The following is a 26737-nucleotide window of genomic DNA, read 5'->3' as shown; positions in this document are numbered from 1 at the left end:
GGTTCTCTGCGGTCGCGTCTGATTCGCGTGTTATTGAGCTTTACTGAGACTCAGCATGTAGTCACGATCTGCCGCTGACAGCGACTCGAGCCACACGGCTTCCTTGCCAGGCTGGGGCAGCACTTGCCCATACTCAACCATGTTGTTCGGTGATAACTCGGAGATATACGCCCACAGAAAGCGTTTCTCGATCCCTGTGACACCGTGAATTGAATTGATGATGTCGGCGAGTAAGGCGGCTTTCTGTTCTTCAGTACGCCCAGCACGGATGTGTCCATGCACGTAAATCTGTTTCGCGCTGATTTCCACACCACCCATGAAATGCGATCCCGACGGGATCTCGCTGAAAATCACCTGAGCGAAAAAACCTTGCGCGCCAGTGGCCTGGCTGTGGGCTCGCGTAACCTCCTTTGCGACTTTCTTTTTTTCCTCGGGGGACAACAGGTTTTGAGTTGCGGATACGATGTAAGTAGGCATCTTTCAGTCTCCAATAAGAATCCAATCGAACGCGAATGAGCTGTCCCAGAACGTTCAAGTGTGACGTCAAGCAGGTTTAGATGTAGCTACAACTATTTGTCTGCAAAAATGCGTGCTTATTTCAAGGAACTAACCAGTAAATAGTTGTAGGTACATCTTATACGGCGTGCCGCACATGTCAATACGTATTTGGTCGCCGAGTCGCCCACCCTAGCTAGGACAATCCCTCAGTTAATCGGTTACCTTAGCGGTACCTGTTGCAGCGCTTCTAACGCTTCCAGCAGCTGCTGATTCGCGGGCCCATTAAGAAAACGCTGAACGCCATCCTCAACGAGACGCTGCGCGACTCGCCAGTACGGCTCGGCACTTCGGAGCTTCTTAACCCCTTCCTTGCTCAGTTGAGCGGATCTGTACCGCGCGTCCTCCTCTGGCGGCACGCTAACAGTAACCCAGCCGGCATTGATAAGCACCTTCAGATTTCGTGAAATTGTCGTCTTATCCAACGCTGCTTCCGCAGCGATCTCGTTGTACGTCGCCGCCCCTAGACGCTCAATTGCGCGCAGCAGCGAGAACTGGGTGATCTTCAGGCCAACCGGCCGCAGAGCCTCGTCGTAAATACCGGTTAGCTGGTTTGCCGAGCGTCGAAATTGTGTGCAATAGCAATCCGTAAACATGGATCCTGTCCCATTTGTCTATGCCCAGGTGGATGCCCTCACGGGACCCAGAGCTTCAAGATGCATATACATCCATCGAAGGACCAACATTACACGGCACAGCCATATTGTCAAGCCACAACAATCTTCTTACTAATCTGGGCAACGTTTCTACGCCGTCGCGACCATCCTCTTCCAACCTCAGCACGGATCGACCTACCGAAGTCATGTTACGGCGTCGAATACACAGAAAATCCGAAAGTTGCGTCTCGAAATCCATCGCTCATAGAAGCCGATTGCCGCTCGACAGAGGCATCGCAACTACGCATATATCCTCTTCATCCAAGGGTCAGCTCGACGAGCAGGAAATCCACTTCGGTGTAGAAGACGTTATTCAGGTGATTTGTGAGAAAACACTGGGCCGTGTAGCAAATCATGTCCACGATCTGCCCCTCATTGAAACCAGCTCGGCGTACTTAATCCAAATCAATCGTTGAAACCCTCCCGCGAAACTCGGTAACCTTTCTTGCGAACCGAACCGCTGCATCCACCTTCTGATCGTCGGGCTTGCCATGTCGCGCCAACAGCATCTCGTCTTTTCCCCATCTTTGAGTATGTCTCGCTGAAGTAAATTTGCGAGCCGCAACATCTAATTACTCACGCGCGGAAAGCAACCGCGATGGATGATCGTCCAACGATTGTTCACTTCAGCGAACAATGATTTTTCATTTCAACCATTTAAACCGGGGCAACCAACTCTTACACTGAACTCATAGTTCGATCGAAGCCGCCCTCCGACTACCTTCACCAGGAGAAAGTAATGCCTCTCGTCAAGTTCGACATTCTCAAGGGCCGCACGGAAGCACAAACCCGTGCAATGCTCGATGGCGCGCACCGCGCCGTTGTCAACGCATTCCAAGTGCCAGAGCGCGACCGCTATCAAGTCGTGACGGAGCATGAACCAGCCCATCTTGTTGTTGAAGATACGGGGCTAGGAATTGAGCGCACCAAGAACATGGTCGTGATCACCGTGGTGACCCGTCCGCGAGCGCAAGAGGCGAAGGAACACTTTTATCAAGAACTCACCCGGGAGCTGCAAGAGCGTTGCCAGATCGCTCCGAGCGATGTAGTCGTTTCGCTAGTAAGCAACTCCGACGCTGACTGGAGCTTCGGTCATGGCGTAGCGCAGTTTCTTACTGGCGAACTGTGATTGACGGAGCCACGAGCGACCCGAAGAATGCTTGATGGCAAGCTGAACTTCTTACCAGGGACGATCGTCCCTGCTTTCCACGTCGCTATTAGGTCAGACTGTTGGGTTTTCAGCGGCGGCTTCTGACCAACTAACTTGCATTTGTTCCAGGGCTCACGGCTTTGAAAGTTTCCCATGACAGTCTCCCATTGAGTTGATGGGAGTTATATTGTCTTCCTCCATTCTTTTTCGCCGCGACTGTCGGAGCAGTCTCTTTGCCCAAGTCGGCCTCGGCTGACGTTCACGAGTCGCCGTTGGTAAGGCAGCTTAGGGGCGCTCTTTTGCCATTCACACCGCCGCGACCGCGAATGTCAACTCCCGCTGCAGTCGGATGAGTACTTGCGACCCAGGTTGTGTGGAAACGCCTAGAAAGCGGCAAGTGCGACGCAGCGGCATCACACCGATCGGCGTGTTTAACTGTTTTTAAAATCGATCCGACAACAACGAATTATTAGATGGCTCTGATGCTTTGTACGCGGTCATTCACGTTTTGAATTGCGTTACTGGATTTATGCACCCGCCAACCGCATAGCTTTCATTGTCCTCCTGAATCCCAGGATTCTCAGCACTCGCATCAGATTGTAGGCAAGTACATTCAAGCTCATCTCAGTACCCACGCTTGGCAATCTGCGTGTCAGGAAGTGCGTGTAACCCATCCAATGCTTGAACGTCCCGAAGACATGCTCAACTGTCCGCCGGCGTATTGTCATTGCCTCCGGGGTCTTGTCGAGTCGACGTCGGACTCCTTCCAGTACCGATTCATGCTCCCATCGGCTAATTCTCCGATACTTACTCGGGGTACAACGGGATCTCATCGGACATTGGGGGCAGGAACTGCTCCAGTAGCGACGCAATTGCATGCCATGTTCTTCTCCGGTGAAGCGGTAAATTGCACGCTCGCCAGCGGGACATTGGTATTCGTCGTCCCGCGCAATGTAGATAAAGTCGGCCCGGTCAAATCGACCATGGGCTTTCGCGCTTGACGTTGTGGGCTTCGGCAGCATTACTGCGATGCCGGCATCTGCGCATGCCTTGATCTGGGGAGCATTGTAGTAGCCACGATCAGCGATGGCCCGTAGTCTGGTTCTGCCCATAGCTTCGCGTGCAGCTTGCGCCATGGGACTAAGCTGGGCCCGGTCGCTGCCAGAATTGGTGACCTCGTGAGCAACAATGAGATGGTGCTTGGCATCTACGGCCACCTGTACGTTGTAGCCCACCATTCCTGAGCCCTTGCCGCTAGTCGCCATGGAGCGCGCATCAGGATCGGTCATCGAGAGTTGGCCATCAGGCTGCGTCTTGAGTTGCTCCTTTATCTGCTCGAGGTTTCGCATCTGTTCGCGCAAACGCTCGATCTTGTCCTTCAGCCTGGTTGTCTTTGCTTCCAGTTCTGCCGGTTGCGTGCGATCGGCGGTCTCCAGCGCATTCAGATAACGCTGGATGCTCTCTTCGATCTGCTTCTGGCGCTTATCAACCTTGCCTTCGGTGAAGTTACGATCGCGTGTATTGACTGCCTTGAACTTGCTGCCGTCGATGGCGACCAGTGCTTGCGAGAACAGCTTCAGCTCACGGCACAGCATCACGAAACGGCGGCACACGTTGCGAATGCCTATGCCGTTGTCGTGACGGAAGTCCGCTATGGTCTTGAAGTCGGGCGCCAAGCGACCCGTGAGCCACATTAACTCAACGTTACGTTGACATTCACGCTCAAGACGGCGACTCGACTGAACACGGTTCAGGTAGCCGTAGATATAGATCTTCAATAGGACTGCGGGATGATAGGACGGTCGACCTGTAGTCGACGGCATTGCTCCATCGAAACCCAGTGATGCAAGGTCAAGCTCTTCAACAAACGCCTCGATAATCCTGACCGGGTTGTCCTCTGCGACGAAGTCATCCAGGCACTCCGGAAGCAGTGTCACCTGCTTGCGATCCTCACCTTCTATAAATCGCTTCATCCGGTCACCCGTGCTGAATGAGTTAATCCAGTTTAGGTGATCAGCATGTTTTCACACAAGCTTATATGGACACCGCCCGGTTTGCCAGGTTGATCTTGTGTGATACGTGAACGAGGTATCGGCTGCGGTCTTATATGCGGCCTTTTGCAAGCCGAAGCTGCGGGCCCTGATGGAATACGCCAGGAACGTCCTCATCTCGACCACGTGCTTGAAGCACAAGACTGTGTTCAGGTTTGCGTTCCTGCGGTCCGACCTGTCTCGCCATCACATTGAAATCAACCCAAGCAACCTACCAGTTCCTCAACGCTTCAAAGTGCTCATCCTGCTATGCAGGTCTGTTGCTCACATGATGCGCTTCGTACGAAGTCCCGTGAGCGAGGATCGCCCAGGCGATTCTCGCCATTTTGTTCGCCAGGGCCACTGTTGCTACATTTGCTGGACGTCGCACCTGTATTGCCTCTTGCCATGCGGTTGGTACCTTGGTGTGACACAGAACAGAGCGCGCCCCATGTATCAGCAACGTACGCAAGTATGGGTCGCCACGTCTGGAGATCGAGCCCAGCCGTATCTTTCCGCCGGTACCATTCTGACGAGGAACAAGCCCCAGATACGCTGCGAACTCGCGCCCCGACCTGAATGTCTTCGCATCTCCAATTGTTGCGACTAAGGCCGTTGCAGTCAGGCGGCCGATGCCCGGCACTTCGGAGATCGCACGACATGCAGCTTCGTGTTTCTGCCAGGCGCCAATCCGCTTCTCGAGTTGATTGATGTCCTCCTCAAACAGGTTGATGCGACGCAGCTGTTCGAGAAGGTTAAGAAGTATCGATCGTGGCAGTGTGTCTTCGAGTTCTGCCATGCGCTCCCTGATCTCGTCGAGTCCTGCTACACGTCCTGCACGAAACGTAACGCCGAATTCATACAGCAACCCACGCAGCTGATTTATCTGCATTGTTCGAAACTTGACGAGCAACGAGCGCATACGATGAAGGCTTAGCATTACTTGCTGATCCTCTGTCTTGGCGGCAACCGTGCGCATACCGGGTTGCTGCACTGCAGTCCAGATCGCCCGGGCGTCCGCCGCATCAGTCTTGTTCGTTTGCACGAAAGGTCGAATGAATTGGGCGTGTAATAGCACGACCTCGTGTCCGAGCGCGCGAATCTTACGCGCCCACCAGTGAGCACTTCCGCAAGCTTCGAGGGCGACGCGACCGGCGGGGCGCCGCGCCAGAAATGCAATTAAATCGTCTCGTCCGAACTTCCGATTCGCGATCTCGCCAGTTTGGGCGTCGACCCAGTACAGCTGGAACACCCGTTTTGCAATGTCGAGTCCGTATGTCGTAGCATTCATCTGGGGCCTCCGTTCCTCAAGTGGTTGTGTCGCAGCTCCACTTTGGCACATCGATGCCGTTCGGTCCTGGAGGCCCTCAATCGTGCCCAATTCCCCGGAGGGAGGGCGGTGTCCATTCCATCTCGACCCTCAACCGTCGTTCGGACACGGGGGCGGCACCGACCGCCTTCAGGTAAAGCCGTCATTCATTCCTTCAAGTCGGTCGGCAAGTTCTCGGCCTATATAGTGACCACTCGCGAACCAGCCGATCCGATACACCTGCCTGCCGGCACGCGCTCCGTCAGACAAGGCGTTCGCTTGCGGCCGCCGCGAGCGCCGATATGGGCGAAGGGGTTCTTACTTATCGGGCGTAGCATCGCCGTCCTTCCCTGCGGCTCTAGGCAGCCCTTTAAATAGGCTAAATGCGTTCTTTAGGGACGTCGAGAAACTATCCCATATGATTTCCTCTGCCGCGACGTACGTATCATCGTTTCTCAACTCATTTTTTCTAACTGACTTGAACTGTCCGCGCGTCGAGATCAGATACATTGCATAGGGCGCGACAAGCGTTACGGCAGTCGTTGCCAATAAGACTGCGTTACGGTCAGCAGGCTAAAGGCATTGGCCAGCGGCATTGAGATACTGCTTGATCGCCGTAACGCCTGCTATGCGGTCCACGACGGCGGGGACGCCAGGCTGCAATCTTCGAACATACATTTCAATAATAGCGACGGCAATTGGGCGGTTCGTTTGAATCTGAACGGTATCACGTACGCCGGGCGTCTCACTGAAGATCATCGTGGCATCATCTGTGACGCCCATTTTGACCTTAATAACAAAAGCCGCTTTACGTTGGCGATCCCCGCCATGCATGAAGCACGACTCCCAAGAATGACGCCCAAGGAATATCTTTCCGTCAATGTCTGGCTGCAAGACGCCGGATTCGATGATCTTCAGAATCTTGTCACCGCTCGCGCCGTGAAAGTAAACGCTGAATAGAGGCTGCATTTGCTGTCCTCCGTGCGAGACACGAAACTTCGCTATTTATGTACGGGATCGGAACAATGCGCGATTCGGCACCCTCACATAACCGAAGGTGTCAGGTTACCATCGAGCCGGTCTCTGGGGTGCGCGGGCGAGGCAGATCGTTTCGTGTGTTAGGCGCTGGTTCAGCGGCCGCTGAACGACGGATTTCCGGCGCGCACGTTGTTGTGAGCGGCAACTCGAGGCTATGCCTTCTGCATATCCTTCGAAATCGGCAATCGATGGAGCGGTGCGTCGGACCGGGTTCGGCCATGAAGGGGCGGTCGTTGGTGTCGTGGAGCGGGTATTCGGGTGTCGGCTTCGATCAGTTTCCGGCCGTTCGCAGGCCGCGACTTGTACGCCGCGTCATCGGCCAATACGATCATTGGAGCCTCCCCGAACGGGGCCATTCTGCACGAGATCCCAAGGATTTCCGATGGCCTAACGCAAGGTAAGGTCGGAGCGCGGCTTTTTTTTGCACGCGCAGGCGCGCCAACTAACCGGTTAGCTACTCTCGAGCTAACTGTGTCATGGCAACCAGCGGATCTTTTTCTAACAGGCGATGTCGACGCCATCGTTCACCTCAAGCAGCAATGTGTAATGGGAGCACCACTGGCGCGACAACGGCTCGCACAACGATTAGAAAGCGAACTGGCAAGAAAGTCGAGCAGGCATGCGCCGACATCGTCGCGCGATTCGCGCGTCGCGTTATCGTTGAATGGGTCGCTGATCTGTGCCCACGTTGCAGCGGCATGGGTGTGCTCGGTCGCGTGGAGCGTCGACGCGTGCCCTTGTGTCCCACACCATGAGCGCACGACGCCGCCTGCGGGCGGCCATTGGACAACGATTAACAAAAGCAGAACCTGGACATGCAGTTCAGCAAATCCGACGACGCTCCGAGACTTACAGCGGCGGTGGGCTTTTGCTTGCGACTTGTACGGCGCCTTCCACCTTCAGGAAGTGGACGCGTCCACTCAGATCTCCTGCCGCGAGAACCCCTGCGCGCGCCGCGAAGGCAAGCGCTAGAATGCCGGCGTCGGCGACGAACTGAACCGATCCCGTCCAGCGTCCGTTGCATAACTGCCAGATTCGAATTGTCCTGTCCCGCGACCCTGACGCGAGCCGCCCGTCAGCAAGCACCGCGAGCGCGGATACCGAATCCGTGTGCCCTTCGAGCGTCGCCTCGCACGCGCCGCTCCTCGAATTCCACAGCTTGATCGTGTTGTCCCGCGCCCCCGACACGAGCCGCCCGTCGGCCAGCACCGCGAGCGTGCGTACCGAATTCGTGTGTCCTTCGAGCGTCGTCTCGCACACGCCGCTCGCAGGGTTCCACAGCTTGATCCTGGGATCCTCCGACCCCGACGCGATTCGCCCGTCGGCCAGCACCGCGAGCGCGGATACCCTAAACGTGTGTCCTTCAAGCGTGGCCTCGCACGCGCCCGTTGCCGGGTTCCATAACTCGATCGCGCCGCTATCCGACCCCGCCGCGAGCCGCCCGTCAGCCAGCGCCGCGAGCACGGATACCTGACCCGTGCGTCCTTCGAGCGTTGCCTCGACCGCATTGCTTCCCAGGTTCCACAGCTTGATCGTTCGGTACGACGACCCCGCCGCAAGCCGCCCTTCGGGCAATACTGCGAGCGCGGATACCCAACCCGCGTTTCCCCCGAGCGTCGCCTCGCAGACACCGCTCGCCGGATTCCACAGCTTGATTGTCTTGTCCTCCGACCCTGACGCGAGCCGCCCGTCGGCCAGCACCGCGAGCGTTGATATCCAACCCGTGTGTCCATCAGCCGTTGCCTCGCTCACGCCACCTGCCGGGTTCCACAGCTTGATCGTGTGGTCCCATGATCCCGACGCGAGCCGCCCGTCGGCCAGCACCGCGAGCGCGGATAGCGAACCCGTGTGTCCTGCAAGCGTCGCCTCGCATGCGCCACTCGCCGGATTCCACAACTTGATCGTGGTGTCCTCCGACCCCGACGCGAGCCACCCGTCGGCCAGCACTGCGAGGGCGGATACCTTAAACGTGTGTCCTTTAAGCATCGCCTCGCACGCTGCGTTTGCCAGGCTCCACAGCTTGATCGCGCCGAACTCCGACCCCGATGCGAGCCGCCCGTCGGCCAGCACCGCGAGCGCGGGTGCCGAAGCGGCGTGTCCTCCGAGCGCCGCCTCGCACTTGCCGCCAGCCAGGTCCCACAACCTGATGGTGTTGTCCCATGATCCCGACGCGAGCCGCCCGTCGGCCAGCACCGTGAGTGCGGATACCGTACTCGTGTGTCCTTCGAGCGTCACCTCGCACACGCCGCTGGCCGGGTTCCACAGCTTGATCGTGTTGTCCCATGATCCCGACGCGAGTCGTCCATCGGCCAGCGCCGCAAGTGCAGATACCCAGCCTGTGTGTCCTTCAAGCGTCGTCTCACACACGCCGCTGGTCGGGTTCCACAGCTTGATCGTGTGGTCCCACGATCCCGACGCGAGCCGTCCATCGACCAGCGCCGCGAGTGCGGATACCCAACCCGTGTGTCCTTCGAGCGTCGCCTCGCACGCGCCGTTGTCCTGGTTCCACAGCTTGATCGTGGCGTCCTCCGACCCCGATGCGAGCCTCCCGTCGGCCAGCACCGTGAGCGCGGATATTGGGCCCGTGTGTCCTTCGAGCGTGCGTAACAACGCTTCGACCGATCGAAGGCTATCGGTAAGTGGCCTTAGTCTCACGTTGCGCGCGAATTGCTGAGCCGCTTGCGCGCATAAGGCATGGATCTCCGGCCCGGCCTGAGGATGCAGGCGACCAAGAATCTGCGAGGCAAGAAAGTCGGCGCCTGGCCAGTCACCGCCATCGTGTCCGAGAACGTGGGCGCTATGTCGAAGCGCGCGCTCCAGCGCCTTGAGCGTTGGTGTCTCTTCCACGTCCGCCCAATCCATGAGCAACGCGTTGACCCCCGCTGCGCGCAGCCGTGCGTCGAGCCACCGGAAGTCGAGCAGCAGTTTTGCGAAATGAATTTTGCGCTCCTGCGGACTCAGGTACGCGCCAAGATGCCGCGACAGATACTCCGATTCATGCGTGCGGTGCGCAGCGAGCTCGCGACGCGCCCAATCGGCAATTGGCACCTCGGCGGCATTCAGTGCAATCGAAAATCGGCCTGCGCGCGGAAAACCGTCTTCATTCTCTTCACTGAGCCATTGTGCGAGGGAAAGATGGTCGAACGCGTAGCGCCTGGCGCGCACCCGCAAGAAGTCTTCGAGTCGCTTGAGTATGATCCCGACTTGCTGCTGGGGTATGCACAGGATTGCCGCAAGTTCTGCACGCGACATCGGCTCGCGCTTGACACAAAGCACGCCCAGTAGCGCGCCGACAGGCGCATAGCCCTGGTTTTCCGGAAAGCGCCGCTCGAAGGCGTCCAGATAGAACGCGTCCATTCCGGGCGGCAGGTCGTCGAGGCGATCCAACGGCAGCGAGCCGGACTCGACGTCGCTGAGCACCCTGACGGCATAAAGGAACTTGCCGCCACTTTGCTCGGCACTCGACAGAAACGCCGCGATATCGCTTGCGCTCGTATCCCCTCTTTTCAGCACACGCGCCAGCGTTGCACGAGCGCAGCGACTGGTAACGTATTCGCGGATATCGTCGAGGTTGCGAGCATCCTCGCCGTCCAACGTCGCGCACCGGAAAGCGTTCTGAACTGGCTGTAAAACTTCGAGTCGGCGACGGCTCGTGGCAAGAATTCTCAACCACACAGGCAGCCGCCTTGCACGGGCCGCAAGCAGGCGCACGATCGTGGTCGGACGACCGCTGCCCGCGGTGGTCTCGAAGTCCAGCGCCTCGTCCAGTCCGTCGACGAGCAATACTTGGTGCGCACCTGGAGGCTTGATCGCGTTGACAGGGCCGATGACCGCGCGCTCGAATGCACTGCCTGGATCAAGTTGCACCTCTTCAAGCCAGCGACACGCGTCAGGATCGCCTTCGACGACCGACTTGTATTCCGGCAATGAGGCTGCGAGTTGCGCCGCAACGCTGCGCACAAACGTCGCCGGATTGAGCGTTTCAATCGTGTCGTGATGGCAGAAGTGATGGGCTGCGATCTGGAGGCCGTGTGCATCAAACGTCAGTTCGGACATGAAGGCTGACTTGCCGACGCCGAAGTCTGCGCAGATCATCAGCGCCTGTGCGCCGTCGCTATCGTTGTACCATCCACGAACCTCGTCGAACAGCCAACCGCGACCAACGAACCCCCGTCGCCTGTCGGCGATGTAACCGGAGAAATCCCAAGGCCGCGGCCAGTTCCAGGACTGCGCCTTTGCTTCGTCCTTCGCACCATGTGCCGTGGTATCCAATGCGTGCAGCGCCTGCAGCACGAGATTTGAGAGGTTTTCTGGATCGGAGAACCGGTTGACGCCATGACGGTCCCCGACTTCCGCCCGGAACGCCTGCAGATCACGTGCGTCATCCCCCCGGTCGATCAGCTTCGGGCTCCAGGGGCGATCATCATCCACCGTAAAGACCAAGCGCGGCTTATCGGCTTGTCGGCCAGCTTCCTCGTACTCAAGCTGCGTGATCGATTTTCGCTCCGGATTGTCCTTCCTGGGCCGAAAGCCGTAGCGGTGCGCCAGCACAAGCACATACACATCCGCCCGCCGGACATCGGCGAGGCATTTATCGAGCGGGCGTTCGTCGAAGGCTGGGTACTTCTCCATGCACTCGACATCGTATTGTGCTCTTTCCAGTGCCGACTTCAGCGCGCCGCGATGTTCCTTCAAATCGACGAAGGTCGAGGAGACGTAGATGAGAGGTTTGCGCGCCATGTTTTCTACCAGTGACGGGTACGTTGATCAGTACCCGTGTAGTTGCCGGTCTTTCCAAGCGACGAAGCCATGGCCGTCCATTTTTCGGCGAGCTGCGTCCTGCATAATCCGAATGGCCGGTTGTCGAGCATTCTGGGGTTGTCTTTGAATGACCGCAAGTGGCCCGAACTGTGCCTCATGCGTCCAACTCGGATCGATCCGTTCAGCCTCTCAGCCTGTCGTAGCCGCAACAACAGGGTCCGAGGCTGGTCGGTGACTTATTGATGGGGGCCTGTTGTGCAAACTTTGTTTCCGCAACTGTCGATCAAGGCCGAATCGTTGCAAGCTGATCCGGCAGAGACGATGAAGCGCGCAAACGAAAGTCGCCGCCGGATACGCTGAGCGGTGATTGCGCAGTCGAATCACAGCTTGCAAACTCCTGACAATCGGGCTTTAATGGGGCTGTCTACATCCCCGGCCGCTTACGAGCGCCCCAATTGAGGCCATAACAGTGCATTTCTTCCTGAGTCTTCCTGTCCTGCTGTGTTTCCGTTCTCGGGGCGTACCCGAAGCGGAGACGTGCGGGCGTCAAGACCCGGGGACTGTGAAACGCACACGGAGCCGCGTTCTTCCCGCGGACAAGTCAGCACTTCCCTTCGCCCGGCGCTTCGAATAAGAGCGAAGAGCCGGGCCTCCCACCAGACCTGACGGCACACGACCATTGTTTCGCGCCTTTCCTGGCAGGCGAGGACAAGTAGCGCGCAGCAACGCGCAGTCGTGTGTCGCGTCCAACAGCCTCCCGTAGCGCTGCTAACGCGCGGCCTGCTGCCGCGCTGCGATTGCGGCGGGGCTAACCACGTGCTGGAAAACTGGGAAAGCCATGAGAACGCAAGCGAAGCATCCATTGCAGGCTGTTCAAGCCCGGAAGACACTCGCGATCGAGTTCGCAAAACGGCCTGCAGATATGCACGGGCCTGCGCCGCAGGCGCGACACGTCGCCCCATTGGGTTACTGCTCGACATATAAGGGCTACCGCCTTTCAGGCCGTGCGCGGCCTGCGAACACCGATCTATACGCCGCCGACCTTGTTATTGAACAGTCGGAGTCCTCATCATGTAAATTTCACGCCCTGGACTATTTCTACACGGCGGCAGAGGCGCTAGGGTATGCGACACGATGGGGAAGAATATGGGTCGATCACCGACTAGAAAAAGTGGTGGAGCGAGCGATGAGTACCGACATTATGGACGGCAGACCTGACACCGCTCGCGGAAGCGGGGAGTAGTCATCATGCGAACGCTCACCTCACTGTCAGTCGCGCGACCTGTTCGCTTTGTGCTGCGGGACGCAGGCAATCCGACAGCAGCACGACTCTACTGGCTCGGTGCCGCGAAGCCTTCGACGTACGCGAGCTTTGCCGAGGTCATCCAGCGCCTGGCTCGCCTGATGCAGGTGGTCTTTTCAGATGAGCGTCCCGGCGCCTTCGTGAACCGGGATGTCGTGCGCTGTGTGCATCGATCGGGCATGACCACACGGCTGATCTTTCTCGATGAGTCCTGGCTGGAGATATGGGATGACAGCCGATGCTCAGACATCTGCAATCTTTATTCTTTCCGGAGGCAATCGTGCTGTTCCCCCAAACCTGTTCTCTCACTGATATGAAGACGCTTGCGGAAAATGAGCGCATCGTGTCCGAAAGCGATCTGGCTCAACTGAAAGCGTGCATCAATCTCCCAACGGCGACACCGCAGCAGCGAGCGATGGTGGAGACGATTGAGGCCACCGCTTTACTTGTCGCCCCCGAGCAGATACCGCCTGACGTCGTCACGATGAACACGATGATTGAATGCGCGGCACTCGACAGTGCGGACACACATCGCTGGACGCTGGCTTATCCCGACAAGGCGGACTATCGGATGGGACATCTGTCGGTGCTGTCGCCCGCCGGCATTTCACTTTTGGGTTCGCGATGTGGGCAGACCGTAGTGTGCCGACCACCGAGCGGCGTGCAGATTCGTTACGTTATCAAAGCGATACTGCTGCAACCGGAGAGCCGTCACTTCGCTCAGTGACGCCTTTGGCTACCCCCCGACTCGGGGGGAGCCGGGCAGTTGCAATCATCGGGTAGCGACCGTGCTGAAATCGCCAGCCCCGGGCCGACGGCGAAAAGACCAAAACGACCCTTAGCGGTCTGTCGGCTTTCTCCACACCGGACACTCCACGCGGGCGGTTAGCAGTGTTTTCAGTGCCTGGTATCATAAGGAGAAGTCCGGGCAAGCACCGATTCGCTAACAACCTACATCTCAACTATGGGTTTACTCGACCGCTTTCGTAAACCGTCTACGCCACAACCACTCATGCGCCCGGTACTGCCAGATCACTTTTATCATGATGGTCGTGGTCCAACGCTGATGAAGGTTCATTACAGAGGCAGCGGCCAGGCTATCGTTGCTGCGGACTACTTTCTCGCCGACGAGCCGTATACGCCAGAGAATTTGCGTCACTTGCTGTTCGTGAAGCCACAGGTTTTCATGTTCACACCCGAGGAAGTCGAATCGTACACGCCGGAATTTAACCCTTGGAATGGGAGCGCACGGTTTGCAGCGGTGGACCTAGGTAAGTCATCTTGGTTTCAGCGATTCAACGCGCGTCATCTTGGGAACTGTAGTCACTACCGATGCATGTTTTACGACGAGCTTTTGGATGCGATTTGCGAGGACATAAAAGCGGGACGCGGCGGTTACGTAGGCTGAAACCGTGTGCCTTCGAGGTATGGATTGCCGATGATCCATGCGTCGATGTCGCTGCCCGCTTGTGGCCGGAGACCGTCCACACGCTCCGCCCTTTTGAGGGTAGCAAACTCCCATTTGATCGCTAGCATTTCACCGCGACCATAGCCCCGCTTTCGATATCAATGTAATGCTCCAGCCAATTCCTCGGATCGCCCAGATACGCATATTCGAGACTTGGGTATTCGGTCGCATACTTCTGGCTCAAGGGGTTCTTCAGCCACACATTCACGTTTGACATCGGCCAGCCGCTGCTGATCTCCACAATAGCATTCCCGCTGGAAAGCTCTGCGTCGAGTATCTCCCGAAGGGAGCCCGTAAGACGAGGCAAGAGTACCGAAAGGTCGTATTCGTAGCTCACGAGCGTTCGCAGGTCCAAGGGTTGAACGAGGTCTTATTGTCGGCGATTCAAGGTGCTGCGTCTAATGGTCGGAACTGGGGCGCTACAGGCCTTCAGTGACATCCTTCAGCAGTTCTTCATCGAACCAGACATCCTCATAGTCCGGCGCAAGCAATACACGCCACCCGGGCGGCAGTGCCAAGTAAGGGACAATGTTCGGACATCGCTCATCCAGGTGGGCGACATGAAGCGGCTGATAGAAGTCAGCGTCGGTTGAGTACTCGCCACCGTAAATATACCAACCGCTGGTACCGTTTTCCGGCGACAGTCGAACTGCGTGAAGCGGCAGATTTCCAAGGGAACCAAGCGAAATCCCTACCTTCTGGCTCGCCTCGGGCGGCATGTATTCTGCGCCGAATCGCTGGCAAATGTTTTTTGGTCGTCAGACATGGTCGGCGTAGGTCAACTTTGACGGGCCGTCAAACCACGAATTGTCGTCAATCTACGCCCTCGTGTCGAGCGACTTCTCTTGGCCGGACTGTGTCTATGCGCCGTTCGCCCTCCGTGCGTCACACGGCGGTATGTTCGACTATCAACTCACGAACTGGACGCGCTCCGCGTTGTCAATGCATTCCATGCATTGCTGGCCAAACGGTTGCGCCAGAATGCCGCGCTTGAATTCCGCCATGAAGGATGGGCCGTCTTTGCGCGCCTGCGCATGGGCTTTCCACAAGAATCCTTGAATCAGTCTGAACGGCTCCGGTCTGTAGTACACGAACATTTCGAGCGGTACGTCAAGTCCTGGCACCCATCCCTCGATCACGAGAACATCCATCTTTGCGCCGTTACTCTGAGTGACGGTTCCCTCTCGTCCAGACGACCATCCCGATCCGGAGGTAGCTTGATCTCGGGCTGACTGCGCGTTTGCAACTGCTTCGTGTTGCGTCGCTGCGGGATACGGAACTGGTGTGGGAGTTTCGTTATCCCAGTAGACGACGTACGGGACGGTCAACTCGCCGGGCGCGAGAAGATGCTGCACATGAATCGCGTGGCTGAATGCATACCCCAGATAGAAGGCCAAGCGCTTTTCATTCATCGCCGTTTCTCGCCGTTTGCTGCCAAAAACGTCCCCGAGTCCGAACATATATCCCCCTTTTTGTCAATTGCCGGATTGTCGACGATTTCGGTGTCGCCGTCGAACGTCCCTTCCTGGCCGAGAGCTCCAATTCGAGAACCGCTCCGCGGAGCGGCCGTTGAGATCCTCAATGGCTGCTCACTGGCATCTGATCTGACCGGGTACTACCGGCCAAGAACTGCCCGTCACCCGTGATGCGCAAATGTCTGGTGTTCATGCGGTTTGACGGATATTGTCAACTAGCCGCACCTAATATGTCGATCGATAGTATGCGGTAATCAACGCCGGCAATGAGGTCGGCATGGAAAAGCGAGCGACACTCGGCTATCAAAAGTTCATGCAAATGGAGCGCGACCAAGGTTGGCCTTAGCCTGTACGAGTACAAGGCAGCGTTCTTTCGCGCGGGTGACCGCGTTATAGAGGAGCCGGCGCTTTTGATCGTCGCTACCTCCAATGGCGGCTGGCCATAGGACGATAACGTTGTCAAACTCGCGGTTCTTTGCGCCATGAACCGTCATGCCCCTCCAGCCGCTTCCTTCACCCTTTCGTACTCGACGTCGCTGAGCGAATCCTTGCTCGATCGCCTTTTCAATCTCCTCGTTGGAAAATGCGGTCTTGGCCAGAGTTCGTCTTTGCGTGTCCATCCAATCAGCGAGGTCTTGCGTAGCTCGTAAGTCACCCGTAGCAGTGAGAAGAGCGATTACCGACGGGATGTCGTTCATGTCCTGAAGAGCGATCTTGTCAAGGAAGCTGGTGGCAGCCTTTGACTCCGACTCCTCCCACAGTATCGAATACGGACCCGATCCTCTTGTCGTTTTGTTCTGAGCGGCCCATGTCACAGTCGCCTGCGCGAACGTCCCCAAGGTAGGTGTGATCACGGCGACGCTCTTGCCTCCGCCATACCAGCCCAGATTCCCATTAAGCCAAGCACCCGCGAGTGGCGGCTTCGGAGTCAATGCGACCGCGAATGCCTTCCCCGACTTGGGAGGTTCACCTTTGCGAATTGCAGCGGCAGCATCCATTAGCTCTGCTATATTTGTGCGTCGCGGTTGAGTGAGCTCTTCCGCATCACACACCTGAGCGAGCCATGCGCACGCGGGGTTTGGGCGCAGTTCCTCATTGAGGCATTGAAACTCATCGGCTGCGGCAAAGACCTCCAGTCGACTGGCCAATCCTTCCACAAGACGAAGGCGGTTTGCGGTCATGTCTTGCGCTTCATCCACTAAGAGGACGGGGAAGGAGGCTGCCACCCAGCCGCAAACCTCTTTGATCTGCAAAAGCGCGCCAGCTGCATCGCACACCCGTTCATACTGGTTCGGTTCAATGTCGGCAAATCCGAGCGTGGCAGCAAGAGACAACCACCTCCGAACCAAGCGCCAAGCAAAACTGTCGATCGTCGAGCAATCTGCTCGTCTCTTCAGAGTTTGCAATTGCCCCAGCCGCTCTTCTAGGCGCCGGCGGGAGCCATGCATGAACGTCAACGCCAAGACTTTCTGCCCGTCCTTCAGAGGCGCTGCCTCCAAGTAGTCGATCAGCGACTGCATTAGTTGATGCGCCAGATATCCGCGAACAGCGCTGCCGGCTTGATAGACGTCATCGCAGTGTGCGCGAGCGCCAGTTTAAGGCACCCAGCCCAGACGTCACTCGATTCTTGCGTTACCGTGACGGTGCGCCCATCGTGATCCAGATCGAAGACGAGTCTGCCCGCGTCGGACGGGGATTCTGAACTCCTTCTGCGATTTTGCAACCCGTCTGCGCGACGCTTGTTGACGCCGTATCGTGCAAACGCTGGCCTGCGATTCATCCGTGAAAGAATCTTCTGTCTGTCCCGGACTGCATGTTCGTCCTCGAATGTCTGCCGTGTCGAAGGACGCACTGAAGTCGTCAGATGCAGCGACCCTTGCGTTGCATCGGGACGCCCGACGACTCCCGTGGCACCGCATCCCTGAAATGGAGAAGGAATGGTACGGGCGATCACGTACGGCCTGTTCTTTCTGGCGATCACTTCCCCGCGCTTGCGGGTACGCAGTGCGTTGAGGTGTGGAATTCACTCACAGGTTAGTCTGCCGAGAAGCATTAATCAGGATTCCTTTATATTACATAATAACAAATTAGCAATTTTTTGTTGTGTGTTGTGCGTCACCGAGAAGGTCCGTCAACGGGTGACGACTCCGTTTATGTCAAATCAATTCGCCCACGTAGTAGTTCGTTCCATCAATACAGTTACTAAATGAGCGATAATAGCCTCGTTTCGTTCGTAACTCTTGATGGACGTGACGATGGCGAGGAAGTCCAAACGTGCGGCGCTGGTGCTTACACCGAAGCAGACGACGACGCTCAAGGAACTTGCTGGCTCAAGGACAGCGCCCGCGCGTGAAGTCGAACGGGCGAAGGTGCTGTCGGGCTACGCCGCGGACACTTCAATTACGGAGCCGCAACGCCAGCTCGGGTTCAGTCGTCTGATGATCTATCGCAGCGTTGACAAGGCGCTGGCAGCAGGCGTGCAGACGGGTTTGAAAGACAAGTACCACCGGCCCCATGAACCCGAGATTACCGATGAAGCCAACGCCTGGGTGGTGAGCATCGCGTGCACCAAGCCCAAGGATCATGGCTCGGCGGCCGAGTTGTGGAGCGTCTCCGCACTGGCGAGGTTTGTGTCTGAAGGAGCCGAGGCCGCTGGCTTCGCTCGCCTGACCTGTGCGATTCACAGGCAAAAGCACCGTGTGGCGCATCCTCAATGAGAACGAGATCAAGCCCCACAAGATTCGCTACTACCTGGAAAAACGGGACCCGAGTTCGACCGCAAGATGGAGGAAGTCGTAATGGTCTACCAGGATGTCTCGATCTACCAGGAGAGCTCCGTTCATGACGCGCGACCCAACCCCATCTACACGGTCAGCGTCGATGAGAAGCCGGGTGTTCAGGCGACCGAATTGACCGCACCGGATCTGCCTCCGGTACCGGGCAAGGCATCAACCGTAGGGCGCGACTATGAGTATGTCCGTCGGGGCACTGTATCGATCTTCGCCGGCATCGACTTGCACTCGTGTCAGATCTTCGCCAACGTCGAGGAGCGCCACCGCAGTGTGGAGTTCATCGCGCGGCTCATGCGCCTTGGACGAGTACTATTCGAGCGTGGCCATCATTCGCGTGGTGCTGGACAACCATTCGGCCCACATCTCCAAGGAGACCATGGCGTATCTCGCCGCGCGCCCCGGAGCGCTTGGAGTACGTTCACACATCCAGACATGGCTCCTGGCTCAATCTGATCGAGTGTCTTCTCTAAGATGGCCCGCACTTTCCTGCGCCACATCCGAGTCAAACCGATCGATGAACTGAAGGAACGCATTCTGAGGGGCATCGAGGAATTCAATGCCTCATCAGTTGTCTTACGCTGGAACAAGGTTGATCTCGGCGTCGCTTAATATGTAACGTCTTTGGTGAAACGATCTACTAGGTTTCGTACGTTCCCTTTGAATGGGACATGGCAGAGCTTTGGCGTCCGTTGCTCAATGCCGAATGACCCTTTCGCAACGGGCCGTTAAACTTGGATCTAGTTTTGCTTCAAGCTCTCGTGTAGCCTTCGCGGCTTCGGACCTGCTATATTGGCCGCCAGCGTCTCTTTTTACAATGACACCCGATGCCTTACCACCAAAAGTAATTTGCAAGGAAGATGAGTTATCACTCCCCTCCCTGCTTTTGAACTCTACTGTTCCGCTGCCGCTCTCTTGGAGGCAGTCTAGGTAATCAACAAGTTTCTCCGGCATACAGGGGGCATTAACATTAACCTTCCTCTCGCCGGACTTGCAAACATCATCCGCGAATGCAGCGTTCACCGCGCACACCGCAGCCGCAGCGGAGACAAGGACGTTTAGTGGCTTCATTGGACACCCCCTTTTGTGGTGCATCGCCTGATCGCCCGGCAGATCCTACCTGTATAACGATGAGTGCGAGGCAGCGAAGCGGAAGTGATACTTTTGCGCGCCGCGCCTCCATCACTGTAGGTCACGACTCCCCAGAAACTCAAGTTTAACGATCTGAAAGCTATAGCTGGCTCATTTCGACCTTCTTCGAAGCCCAATGGCCTTCATCTGAGGGGCAATGTTCCAGCCTGTTTTCAACGGTGATAACTCGCAGCATCACCATTGACGACTGCGCGCCTGTGCCTCCTAACACCAGGCCCGCCAACGCCTTTCCGCCATAGACGGGATGAGCAGGAGGCCTTCTGTCGAGGCCAACAGGCAAGCTGCCGCATGTGAGTGCGCATAGAAAAGCGTCGCAACTCCAGCCGCCTCGTCCGCGATTCCCGCGTCTGCGTTCAGCCCTCCTCTTCCAGAACCACGACACTGCGCGCATCCACGCGACATTGATCGCTCTCGAAGGCGGCCGGCTCAGGTTGCACGATGTCATGCGGACTCTCGAGAGCGGTATCGACGATACGCCGCCGGCGCCGCCCGTCGGGCGCAGGCAGCTGGACCGTGCTCGCGGCATCGTCCATGTTGAACACCGCGTGCAGCGCAGGCTAGCCGGGCTCTTCGCCGCCTAGCGTGACGGCGAGCAGCAGTGCATCGGGGTCGTGCCAGCCCGGCTCGTGCAGGCGCTCCCCGTGCCATGCCGCATCCGGCCAGGTCTAGCGGGGTGAGCGCCGCGGGCCTTCGCCCGTCCATCTGTTTCTCTTCTGGAGCAATGGCAATGGGTTACACGAACATCCTTGTTCACCTAGATACGAGTACCCACGCGCACCCGCGGCTCGAACTGGCGTTGCAGCTTGCGCATCGCTTCAATACACGGCTCACGGGCGTCTTTTCGACCTACGTTCCAGACCCGCATCCCCTCTTTATCATGGCCGGCACGTCCAGCTACTACGTTGAACATGAGCGTCAACGCCAGGAACACTCTGCCGCGCCGGAACGCCTGTTTTATACCGAGCTGGCGCGCGCGAAGGTTGAAGGACAGTGGATCGCGGCGACCGGCTACGCGAACGACGTGATGCCGCCGCATGCGCGACTTGCGGATCTGCGTGGCGGGACAGACGGATCTGAACGACCCGAGACATTCATTGCCGAACAGTTCGTCGAGAACCTGATCATGGCGGCGGAACGCCCTGTGCTTGTCGTCCCGTCGAGTGGCTCATTCACGGAATGCGGAAAGCACGTGCTGATGGCGTGGGATGGCAGCCGCGAAGCCACCCGCGCCGTCCATGACTCTATGCCCCTTTTGTCACTTGCCGCGAACGTCACACTGCTCACGGTCAACGCGACACGGAACGAGCCGTCCAGCGATCGCATTCCGGGTACCGACATCGCGTTGACGCTGGCACGTCATGACGTGAAGGTCGATGTCCGCGAGGTCAACGCCGACCGTGACGCGCCAATCGGGGAAGTGCTGTTGTGCAGGCGGCCGACTCGGGTTGCGACATGATCGCGATGGGCGCATACGCGCATACCCCTCTGCATGAACTGGTGCTGGGGGGCGCCACGCGCATGATACTCAGATCGATGACTGTACCCGTGTTGCTGTCACATTAGTTCCAGAGGATTGCCATGTATAACCGCATACTCGTCGCGTTCATGGCAACGCCACCGCTTCGCGCGCGCTTGATACCGCGTTGAAGCTCGCTGCCGAACACAGAGCACAACTCCTGCCACTGTACGTGATCGACGTACCCATGATCGCCTATTACGCACCCGGTTTCGACTCGTCGATCATCCGGGACGCTTTCGAGGAAGAAGGCAAGCGCATCACCACCGACGCGTCCGCCCGATTGGCAAAGCGAGGCGTGACGGGCACGCCGCGTGTCGTCGAAGGCTCGCCGCTTGGCGAGGACGTCGCGCATCGCATCAATGCAACGGCAAACGAATGGCAAGCCGACCTGATCGTCATGGGCACGCATGGGACGACGGGGATTCCGGCGCATGGTCCGCCCACAACCTGTTACCGCTCGGGCGATTTCTGACACCGAACTCGCGCTTGTGCTTCAGGACCACGCCAGTGCTCGCCCCTTTTGCGTTCGATGACGTACTTTTAGTGCGACAAGCGGCGGTGGCAGGCCTTCGACCCGAACTCCCATGAGGAATAGGACGCACGAAGTGTTCTTCGCGAGCGCCCGACTCTCGGCTAGCAAAGAATGAGCGTATGGTGGGAGGGTTCGCTCCCTCGCTCCGTATTGAAGGCGATTTCCAGGCGCCTGGAAATCGCGAAAGCAGGACCGTGCTCATCCGGCGGTTCGACGCCTTGCTGCCTTCTCTGGAGTTGCATGATGATTTACGATTCCGCTGAAGAACCCCGCAGCGATACCAGATCGATAGCACGCGTCACGACAGGCTTTTTCCCTTCACTTGGGATGAAACGGAACGCGTGCGGCGCTTTGGCACCCCCCGCCACTGGGCCACGGGCGAAATGCTGAATAAGTTGCTCTATGCCCTCACAGCGGATGAAATGGAACGCGTGCGGCGCTTTGGCATTCCCCGCCACTGGATGGCGGGCGAAATGCTGATCGAGGCTGGGCACCCCGTGCCCGGGCTGATCCTCATGCTGAGCGGTGCAGCGAGTGTAGCGCGCCGGGATGGGCTCGGCCGGTCCGAGGTTGTGGCTGAGCACTGCGTGGGCCATTTCGTGGGGGACGTCGGTCAGTTGTCGGGCCAGCACGCGATTGTCGATGTCGCTGCGCTCGAACCCATTGACGGGCTCGTGATTCCGCCGGACCAGTTGCGCGCGCTCATCAACAGCGAGGCGGAGCTCGGCGGGCGTATCCTGCGTACGCTTATCCTGCGGCGCATTGCGGCCATCGAAGCGGGTGCGGGGCCGATGCTAATCGGACACAGCCACGACGCACGGCTGCACGACCTGTGCGTGTTTCTCACCCGCAACGCACATCCGCACAGCGTTCGCGATGCAGCCACGGACTGCGAAGCGCGCCTCCTCATCGAGCAGCTTGGCGTGGCGCGCGGCGATTTGCCGCTCGCGATATGCCCCGACGGCACAATTCTGCGCTCGCCGAGCGACGCGCAGCTTGCCATGGCGCTCGGGTACCTGTCCGACCTCGACGCGTCGCAGGTCTACGACGTCGCGATCGTTGGCGCCGGTCCCGCGGGGCTCGCCGCGGCCGTCTATGCCGCATCAGAAGGGCTGTCCGTGCTTGTGCTCGATTGTCGAGCGTTCGGCGGGCAGGCCGGTGCAAGCGCCAAAATCGAAAACTATCTTGGGTTTCCGACGGGCATCTCGGGCCAGGAACTCGCGGGCCGCGCGTTCACGCAAGCCAACAAGTTCGGCGCGCACATTGCCATTCCCGTGGAAGTGACGGCGCTGCATTGCGGCAAGCAGCCGTATTCGCTCGACACGCGCGGCGGCGGCTCGATGCGCTCGCGCACGGTGGTCATTGCGAGCGGCGCGATCTATCGGCGGCCGGTCATCGCGGGCCTCGATTACTTCGAAGGGCGCGGCGTCTACTACTGGGCCTCGCCGCTTGAAGCTCGCATGTGTAAGGACGCCGAGGTAGCGCTCGTGGGCGGCGGCAATTCGGCAGGTCAAGCCATCGTCTTTCTCGCGGGGCACGCGACGCACGCGCATGTTCTGATTCGCAGGGACAGCTTTGAGGCGACGATGTCACGCTATCTCATCGATCGCATCGCCGGCTTGCCGAACGTGACGGTGCATCCGCATACCGAAGTCGAGCGGCTCGAGGGGGATGCCGCCGGGCTTGCGTCGGTTGTGCTGAAAGCGCCGCTCGAAGGCGGCGCCACGCGTCTTGACGTGCAGCATCTGTTCCTCTTCACGGGCGCCGATCCCAATACCGATTGGCTGCGCACCTGCGGCGTCAAACTCGATGCGCACGGGTTCGTGCTGACCGGCGCGGCGGTCCCTGCGGGCGAGCGGCGGCGTGCCGGGGACGCGACAGCTGTCAATCTGATGACAAGTGTGGAAGGCGTATTCGCGGTCGGCGATGCACGGGCCGGTTCGATGAAGCGCGTGGCGACCGCGGTCGGTGAGGGGGCGGCCGTCGTCGCACAAATTCATGCGTTGCTCGCGAACATCGGAGCGGACTCGCTCGGGACCGGGGCGCGAGGTTGATCTGCCGGACCTTGGTCAGTGTGCTGGTCCACGTCGAGCGCTTCCAGCGCGGCCAGATTGGCGCCGCTCTTATCCATAGTAATCAGCGATCACCTTGGACCGCTCATCGAGCACCTCGACTAGGGCTTGATCGTGCTGCGCGACGCAACCACACTTTGGAAACTTGCTTGTAGGCGTCGAGCGTGCGGCCGCTCATCCGGATAAACCCGATGTGGAGCGCGACGGCGAGCGGGTACAGGTCGCCGCGACGCGCCTGGATAAGCACACGCTCCTTCGTTGAGAAGGTGAAAAATGTCGCAAGCGCGAACTCCCTGAGTTCGCGAGGGATCTGCCGGATGCAAGGTAAGGGACCTGTCAGTGTCCCATCGCGCTCGATAAGTTGAACCGTGCGGAGCTCACCGATGAAAGCTCATCTGGCTGGATCGTTGCTTCGGCCGTCGCGACGCTTGCGCGGTAAGCTAATCGCCCAGGTGATGTGCCGAGCCGGAGACTGCCTGCCGATCAGCGTGTGCGAGCAGGTTGTGGTTCAGACAAAGGTCGACGAGCGGGGCAATTTCCACCTCCATCGTGTTCTTGTCAGCAGCCGTTGCAACTCACGAATCTGAGAAAGCGTCGCTACCCGCTGCTACGTCATGGGGCAAAGGCCGGATCGTCATGAGCGTGAATGAGCAGCTGCAGACGTCTACCATCGCAGCACCGGAAAATAGCCGACCACTCAGCTGCGCCAGGCGGAGTCAGCGCACGCATCAGCGTGGTCTTGCCCACACCATTGCGATCGATCAACGCGACTATCTCTCCCCGCCCACTGTCATGGAGACGCCATCAAACACCTTGCCGCCGCCATAGCCGCAATCGATGCCGGACACCTAAAGCAAGCGTTATCGCGACCAAGGGCGCGCAACTGCGACAGGTCGGTTTTCGCATAAGTCGGCAGTCGTCTCACTGACGCGCGACTGAGCAGCGCATGCGCGGCAGGGAGCGGCACCAGATGGCGAACTCAGGGCGTCGATCCCCGCACGGCCCCCGGTGGTTGCTGCGCCTGCCATGCCGCGACCGCCCGATCCAGATTGAAGAACATCCGGTCGCGCCCGAGCGTCTCGCCGAGCGGTGAATGCTGCACCATTGCCAGTACGCCCGGGTTGAGACCCACGAGCCAGAGCGTTATGCCTTGCTTGCGCAACTCCTTTTCCGCTCCCATCAGCATCTTGAGCGCCGTGTACTCAAGATCGAATACGGCGCGCAAATGGAGCACAACGATGTGGGGATGAGTTTGCTCGATCAGCGTGCGGATCTTCTGGCCGACGCGCTCGGCGTTGGCAAAAAAAATTGGCCCTTCCGGCCTCAACAACAGGAGGTCGGGAAAAGCCTCATCGTCGGGGTGCTCCGCGGATACAGGGCGGAACACGTTCGTGCCAAGCTTGCGGCGCAGCACATATACCGGTGGATCGGACGTCTGGTAAGCAAGCGCCAGGAGCGACACGACAATGGCGATCAGGATGCCCAGAAGGGTCCCGAAGAGCACGACGCCGGAGACCGCAACGAGCGCCCACACGAACTCTGTGCGTCGCACAGCGACAATCGCGCGAAATTCCGAGGGCTTGATCAGGCCGATCGAATAGACGATAACAACCGCTGCCAGCGTGGCGTGCGGCATCAGTCCGATGAAGGGCGCAAGCAACAGCATCGTGCCCAGCGTGACGGCAGCCGTGACCAGTTCGGCAAGCTGGCTGCGGGCGCCCACAAGACGGTTCACGGCCGTCTGGGTCGTTCCTCCGCCCGCCGGCATGGAGCCCAGCAGCGCGCCGCCCACATTGGCAAGACCGATCGCCAGCAACTCCCGATTCGCCTGTGGCGCAGGTTCTTCGCTCGCAACGAACGCTCGCCCGGACGCGATCGTTTCGGTAAAGCTCATCAGTGCAATGCCGGCGGCAGCTGGCCCAAGCGACGCGACAAGCGACAGGTCCGGCATGGTGACGGAAGGGAAGCCCGTCGGTACATGGCCGACAATGTCGACCCCGTGAAACTGCAGGCCGAGCAGGCTCACGCCGCCGATCCCGCACGCCACCGCGATCAGCGGCGCGGGTGCCCGTGGAAAGACATGCTCGATTGCCAACAGAATGCCCACCGTAATCGCCCCCACAGCGACTGTAGCCGCTGACGCGTGTGAAATACCCGTGACGGTGGCCAGCACGTTGTGGAAAAACGCACCCTTGGGAAAGTGAATGCCAAGCAGCTTCGGCAACTGATCCAGCACGATGACGACCGCGACACCGGCCTTGAATCCGGTCAGCACAGGATCGGAAATGAAGTTGGCAACGAATCCCAGCCGCAGGAGTGCGGCGAGCGTGAGGATGGCCCCGACCAGTAACGTCAGTGTTGCAGAGGCTGTCAGCAGGTCTGCCGTCGCTCCACCCGGGACCACCCGAGCGAGGGCCGCTGCGGCGAGGATGGCGATCGTTGCGCTGGTGCTCACGCTGAGCGGCCGCGACGATCCCAGGAACGCGTAGATCACCATCGGAAGGAAGGCCGTATACAGCCCGACCTGCACGGGCAGCCCCGCGACTGTCGCATATGCCAAGGCCTTCGGAAGAACGACCGCCGCAGCGGTCACACCGGCAATGATATCCGGCTTGATCCACTCCTTCTGATAATCGCGGACCCACTCCAGCACTGGGATGCGAAAGCCGCCAATCGAATGTGTTGATGAATCGTTTCCCATAGTTACACGGACTCCCTATTGTCATCAAATCCCCAGATCGTGCGCAGGTCGCCCCATTGATACCGGATGCGTCTGCGAATCTGGCGTCGGAGGAGACCGTGCCATCGTCGATAGAGCGTTGCTCTCTTCAAGCGGGCATGTAGCCTGCGCAGCCTCCTGCACTACGATTCATCCCGACTCGCCGATAACAGTCTCCAACTCTGCGTTGGGGATCGCGCGCTTGCGCG

18 protein-coding genes and 4 pseudogenes are annotated in these 26737 nt (G+C 58.7%); 8 read left to right on the top strand and 14 right to left on the bottom strand.

Annotation, left to right across the window (positions count from 1 at the left end):
• Positions 1-30: 30 nt before the first annotated feature.
• Both C2L65_RS42990 and C2L65_RS42985 read right to left on the bottom strand, forming a co-directional pair.
• Positions 31-477, bottom strand: coding sequence for a tautomerase family protein (locus C2L65_RS42990; protein WP_042305881.1), 447 nt, complete (start codon positions 475-477; stop codon positions 31-33).
• 239 nt (positions 478-716) lie between these two features.
• The gene (locus C2L65_RS42985; protein WP_042305882.1) at positions 717-1151 is read right to left on the bottom strand and encodes a MarR family winged helix-turn-helix transcriptional regulator; all 435 of its coding nucleotides are present in this window, start codon (positions 1149-1151) and stop codon (positions 717-719) included.
• 799 nt (positions 1152-1950) lie between these two features.
• Between C2L65_RS42985 and C2L65_RS42980 the strand changes: the two genes are divergently transcribed.
• Positions 1951-2340: a tautomerase family protein gene (locus tag C2L65_RS42980; protein WP_042305883.1), complete on the top strand. Its 390-nt coding sequence runs from the start codon at positions 1951-1953 to the stop codon at positions 2338-2340.
• Positions 2341-2888: 548 nt separating this feature from the next.
• Here C2L65_RS42980 and C2L65_RS42975 read toward each other — a convergent pair.
• The 4 genes from C2L65_RS42975 to C2L65_RS42955 all read right to left on the bottom strand — a co-directional run bounded on the left by C2L65_RS42975 (position 2889) and on the right by C2L65_RS42955 (position 11478).
• The gene (locus tag C2L65_RS42975) at positions 2889-4334 is read right to left on the bottom strand and encodes an IS1182 family transposase (protein WP_042305884.1); all 1446 of its coding nucleotides are present in this window, start codon (positions 4332-4334) and stop codon (positions 2889-2891) included.
• A 325-nt stretch (positions 4335-4659) separates the two neighbouring features.
• On the bottom strand, positions 4660-5682 hold the full coding sequence (locus C2L65_RS42970; protein WP_042317392.1) for an IS110 family RNA-guided transposase: 1023 nt from the start codon (positions 5680-5682) through the stop codon (positions 4660-4662).
• A 591-nt stretch (positions 5683-6273) separates the two neighbouring features.
• On the bottom strand, positions 6274-6669 hold the full coding sequence (locus C2L65_RS42960; protein WP_042314604.1) for a hypothetical protein: 396 nt from the start codon (positions 6667-6669) through the stop codon (positions 6274-6276).
• Positions 6670-7587: 918 nt separating this feature from the next.
• Complete coding sequence (locus C2L65_RS42955; RefSeq protein WP_052427005.1) at positions 7588-11478, bottom strand: DUF4062 domain-containing protein; 3891 nt, start codon at positions 11476-11478, stop codon at positions 7588-7590.
• Between the two features lie 1269 nt (positions 11479-12747).
• Here C2L65_RS42955 and C2L65_RS46360 point away from each other — a divergent pair.
• The 3 genes from C2L65_RS46360 to C2L65_RS42940 all read left to right on the top strand — a co-directional run bounded on the left by C2L65_RS46360 (position 12748) and on the right by C2L65_RS42940 (position 14210).
• On the top strand, positions 12748-13119 hold the full coding sequence (locus tag C2L65_RS46360; RefSeq protein WP_167450372.1) for a hypothetical protein: 372 nt from the start codon (positions 12748-12750) through the stop codon (positions 13117-13119).
• Positions 13083-13529 carry a GreA/GreB family elongation factor gene (locus tag C2L65_RS42945; RefSeq protein WP_233446769.1) on the top strand — a complete coding sequence of 149 codons (447 nt, stop codon included), beginning with the start codon at positions 13083-13085 and terminating at the stop codon, positions 13527-13529. Before C2L65_RS46360 ends, C2L65_RS42945 begins: the two co-directional genes overlap by 37 nt.
• Positions 13530-13766: 237 nt before the next feature.
• The gene (locus C2L65_RS42940) at positions 13767-14210 is read left to right on the top strand and encodes a hypothetical protein (protein ID WP_156132391.1); all 444 of its coding nucleotides are present in this window, start codon (positions 13767-13769) and stop codon (positions 14208-14210) included.
• A gap of 121 nt (positions 14211-14331) precedes the next feature.
• On the opposite strand, the gene C2L65_RS42935 is transcribed toward C2L65_RS42940, so the two are convergent.
• From C2L65_RS42935 to C2L65_RS46930, 4 genes are all read right to left on the bottom strand, one after another.
• A complete protein-coding gene (locus tag C2L65_RS42935; protein ID WP_042314614.1) occupies positions 14332-14607 on the bottom strand; it encodes a hypothetical protein in 276 nt (91 codons plus the stop codon).
• Between the two features lie 82 nt (positions 14608-14689).
• Complete coding sequence (locus C2L65_RS42930) at positions 14690-14989, bottom strand: immunity protein Imm33 domain-containing protein (protein ID WP_081921385.1); 300 nt, start codon at positions 14987-14989, stop codon at positions 14690-14692.
• Positions 14990-15178: 189 nt separating this feature from the next.
• Complete coding sequence (locus C2L65_RS42925) at positions 15179-15730, bottom strand: hypothetical protein (RefSeq protein WP_042314601.1); 552 nt, start codon at positions 15728-15730, stop codon at positions 15179-15181.
• Positions 15731-16056: 326 nt separating this feature from the next.
• Entirely contained in the window at positions 16057-17265 is a 1209-nt protein-coding gene (locus C2L65_RS46930) for an ATP-dependent helicase (protein WP_042314600.1), read from the bottom strand.
• A 735-nt stretch (positions 17266-18000) separates the two neighbouring features.
• Here C2L65_RS46930 and C2L65_RS42910 point away from each other — a divergent pair.
• Positions 18001-19146 (top strand): annotated as a pseudogene (locus tag C2L65_RS42910) (IS630 family transposase).
• A gap of 893 nt (positions 19147-20039) precedes the next feature.
• Here C2L65_RS42910 and C2L65_RS46925 read toward each other — a convergent pair.
• Positions 20040-20219 (bottom strand): hypothetical protein, encoded by a 180-nt coding sequence (locus tag C2L65_RS46925; RefSeq protein WP_042314598.1) that lies wholly within the window; start codon positions 20217-20219, stop codon positions 20040-20042.
• Positions 20220-20413: 194 nt separating this feature from the next.
• Here C2L65_RS46925 and C2L65_RS42900 point away from each other — a divergent pair.
• The 3 genes and pseudogenes from C2L65_RS42900 to C2L65_RS42890 all read left to right on the top strand — a co-directional run bounded on the left by C2L65_RS42900 (position 20414) and on the right by C2L65_RS42890 (position 23791).
• Positions 20414-21249 (top strand): annotated as a pseudogene (locus C2L65_RS42900) (universal stress protein).
• A gap of 80 nt (positions 21250-21329) precedes the next feature.
• On the top strand, positions 21330-21677 hold the full coding sequence (locus C2L65_RS42895; protein ID WP_233446768.1) for a universal stress protein: 348 nt from the start codon (positions 21330-21332) through the stop codon (positions 21675-21677).
• A 443-nt stretch (positions 21678-22120) separates the two neighbouring features.
• On the top strand, positions 22121-23791 hold the full coding sequence (locus C2L65_RS42890; RefSeq protein WP_081921383.1) for an FAD-dependent oxidoreductase: 1671 nt from the start codon (positions 22121-22123) through the stop codon (positions 23789-23791).
• Positions 23792-23921: 130 nt separating this feature from the next.
• On the opposite strand, the pseudogene C2L65_RS47410 reads toward C2L65_RS42890, so the two are convergent.
• From C2L65_RS47410 to C2L65_RS42880, 3 genes and pseudogenes are all read right to left on the bottom strand, one after another.
• Positions 23922-24149, bottom strand: a pseudogene (locus C2L65_RS47410) (DUF4158 domain-containing protein); the annotation flags it as partial.
• A gap of 450 nt (positions 24150-24599) precedes the next feature.
• A pseudogene (locus C2L65_RS47405) lies at positions 24600-24788 on the bottom strand (hypothetical protein); the annotation flags it as partial.
• Positions 24789-26510 (bottom strand): SulP family inorganic anion transporter, encoded by a 1722-nt coding sequence (locus C2L65_RS42880; RefSeq protein WP_042314596.1) that lies wholly within the window; start codon positions 26508-26510, stop codon positions 24789-24791.
• Positions 26511-26737 lie beyond the last annotated feature (227 nt).

Source organism: Paraburkholderia terrae (assembly GCF_002902925.1).
Taxonomy (GTDB): Bacteria; Pseudomonadota; Gammaproteobacteria; order Burkholderiales; family Burkholderiaceae; genus Paraburkholderia; species Paraburkholderia terrae.
The sequence above is the reverse complement of the archived record's forward strand: the minus strand, read 5'-3'. Positions and strand labels throughout refer to the sequence as shown.

Excerpts from the sequence above, each read along its gene's own strand:
- C2L65_RS42990 (WP_042305881.1), bottom strand. The coding sequence starts at position 477 with ATGCCTACTTACATCGTATCCGCAACTCAAAACCTGTTGTCCCCCGAG.
- C2L65_RS42985 (WP_042305882.1), bottom strand. The coding sequence starts at position 1,151 with ATGTTTACGGATTGCTATTGCACACAATTTCGACGCTCGGCAAACCAG.
- C2L65_RS42980 (WP_042305883.1), top strand. The coding sequence starts at position 1,951 with ATGCCTCTCGTCAAGTTCGACATTCTCAAGGGCCGCACGGAAGCACAA.
- C2L65_RS42975 (WP_042305884.1), bottom strand. The coding sequence starts at position 4,334 with ATGAAGCGATTTATAGAAGGTGAGGATCGCAAGCAGGTGACACTGCTT.
- C2L65_RS42970 (WP_042317392.1), bottom strand. The coding sequence starts at position 5,682 with ATGAATGCTACGACATACGGACTCGACATTGCAAAACGGGTGTTCCAG.
- C2L65_RS42960 (WP_042314604.1), bottom strand. The coding sequence starts at position 6,669 with ATGCAGCCTCTATTCAGCGTTTACTTTCACGGCGCGAGCGGTGACAAG.
- C2L65_RS42955 (WP_052427005.1), bottom strand. The coding sequence starts at position 11,478 with ATGGCGCGCAAACCTCTCATCTACGTCTCCTCGACCTTCGTCGATTTG.
- C2L65_RS46360 (WP_167450372.1), top strand. The coding sequence starts at position 12,748 with ATGCGAACGCTCACCTCACTGTCAGTCGCGCGACCTGTTCGCTTTGTG.
- C2L65_RS42940 (WP_156132391.1), top strand. The coding sequence starts at position 13,767 with ATGGGTTTACTCGACCGCTTTCGTAAACCGTCTACGCCACAACCACTC.
- C2L65_RS42930 (WP_081921385.1), bottom strand. The coding sequence starts at position 14,989 with ATGCCGCCCGAGGCGAGCCAGAAGGTAGGGATTTCGCTTGGTTCCCTT.
- C2L65_RS42925 (WP_042314601.1), bottom strand. The coding sequence starts at position 15,730 with ATGTTCGGACTCGGGGACGTTTTTGGCAGCAAACGGCGAGAAACGGCG.
- C2L65_RS46930 (WP_042314600.1), bottom strand. The coding sequence starts at position 17,265 with ATGCAGTCGCTGATCGACTACTTGGAGGCAGCGCCTCTGAAGGACGGG.
- C2L65_RS46925 (WP_042314598.1), bottom strand. The coding sequence starts at position 20,219 with ATGGACGATGCCGCGAGCACGGTCCAGCTGCCTGCGCCCGACGGGCGG.
- C2L65_RS42890 (WP_081921383.1), top strand. The coding sequence starts at position 22,121 with ATGCTGAATAAGTTGCTCTATGCCCTCACAGCGGATGAAATGGAACGC.
- C2L65_RS42880 (WP_042314596.1), bottom strand. The coding sequence starts at position 26,510 with ATGGGAAACGATTCATCAACACATTCGATTGGCGGCTTTCGCATCCCA.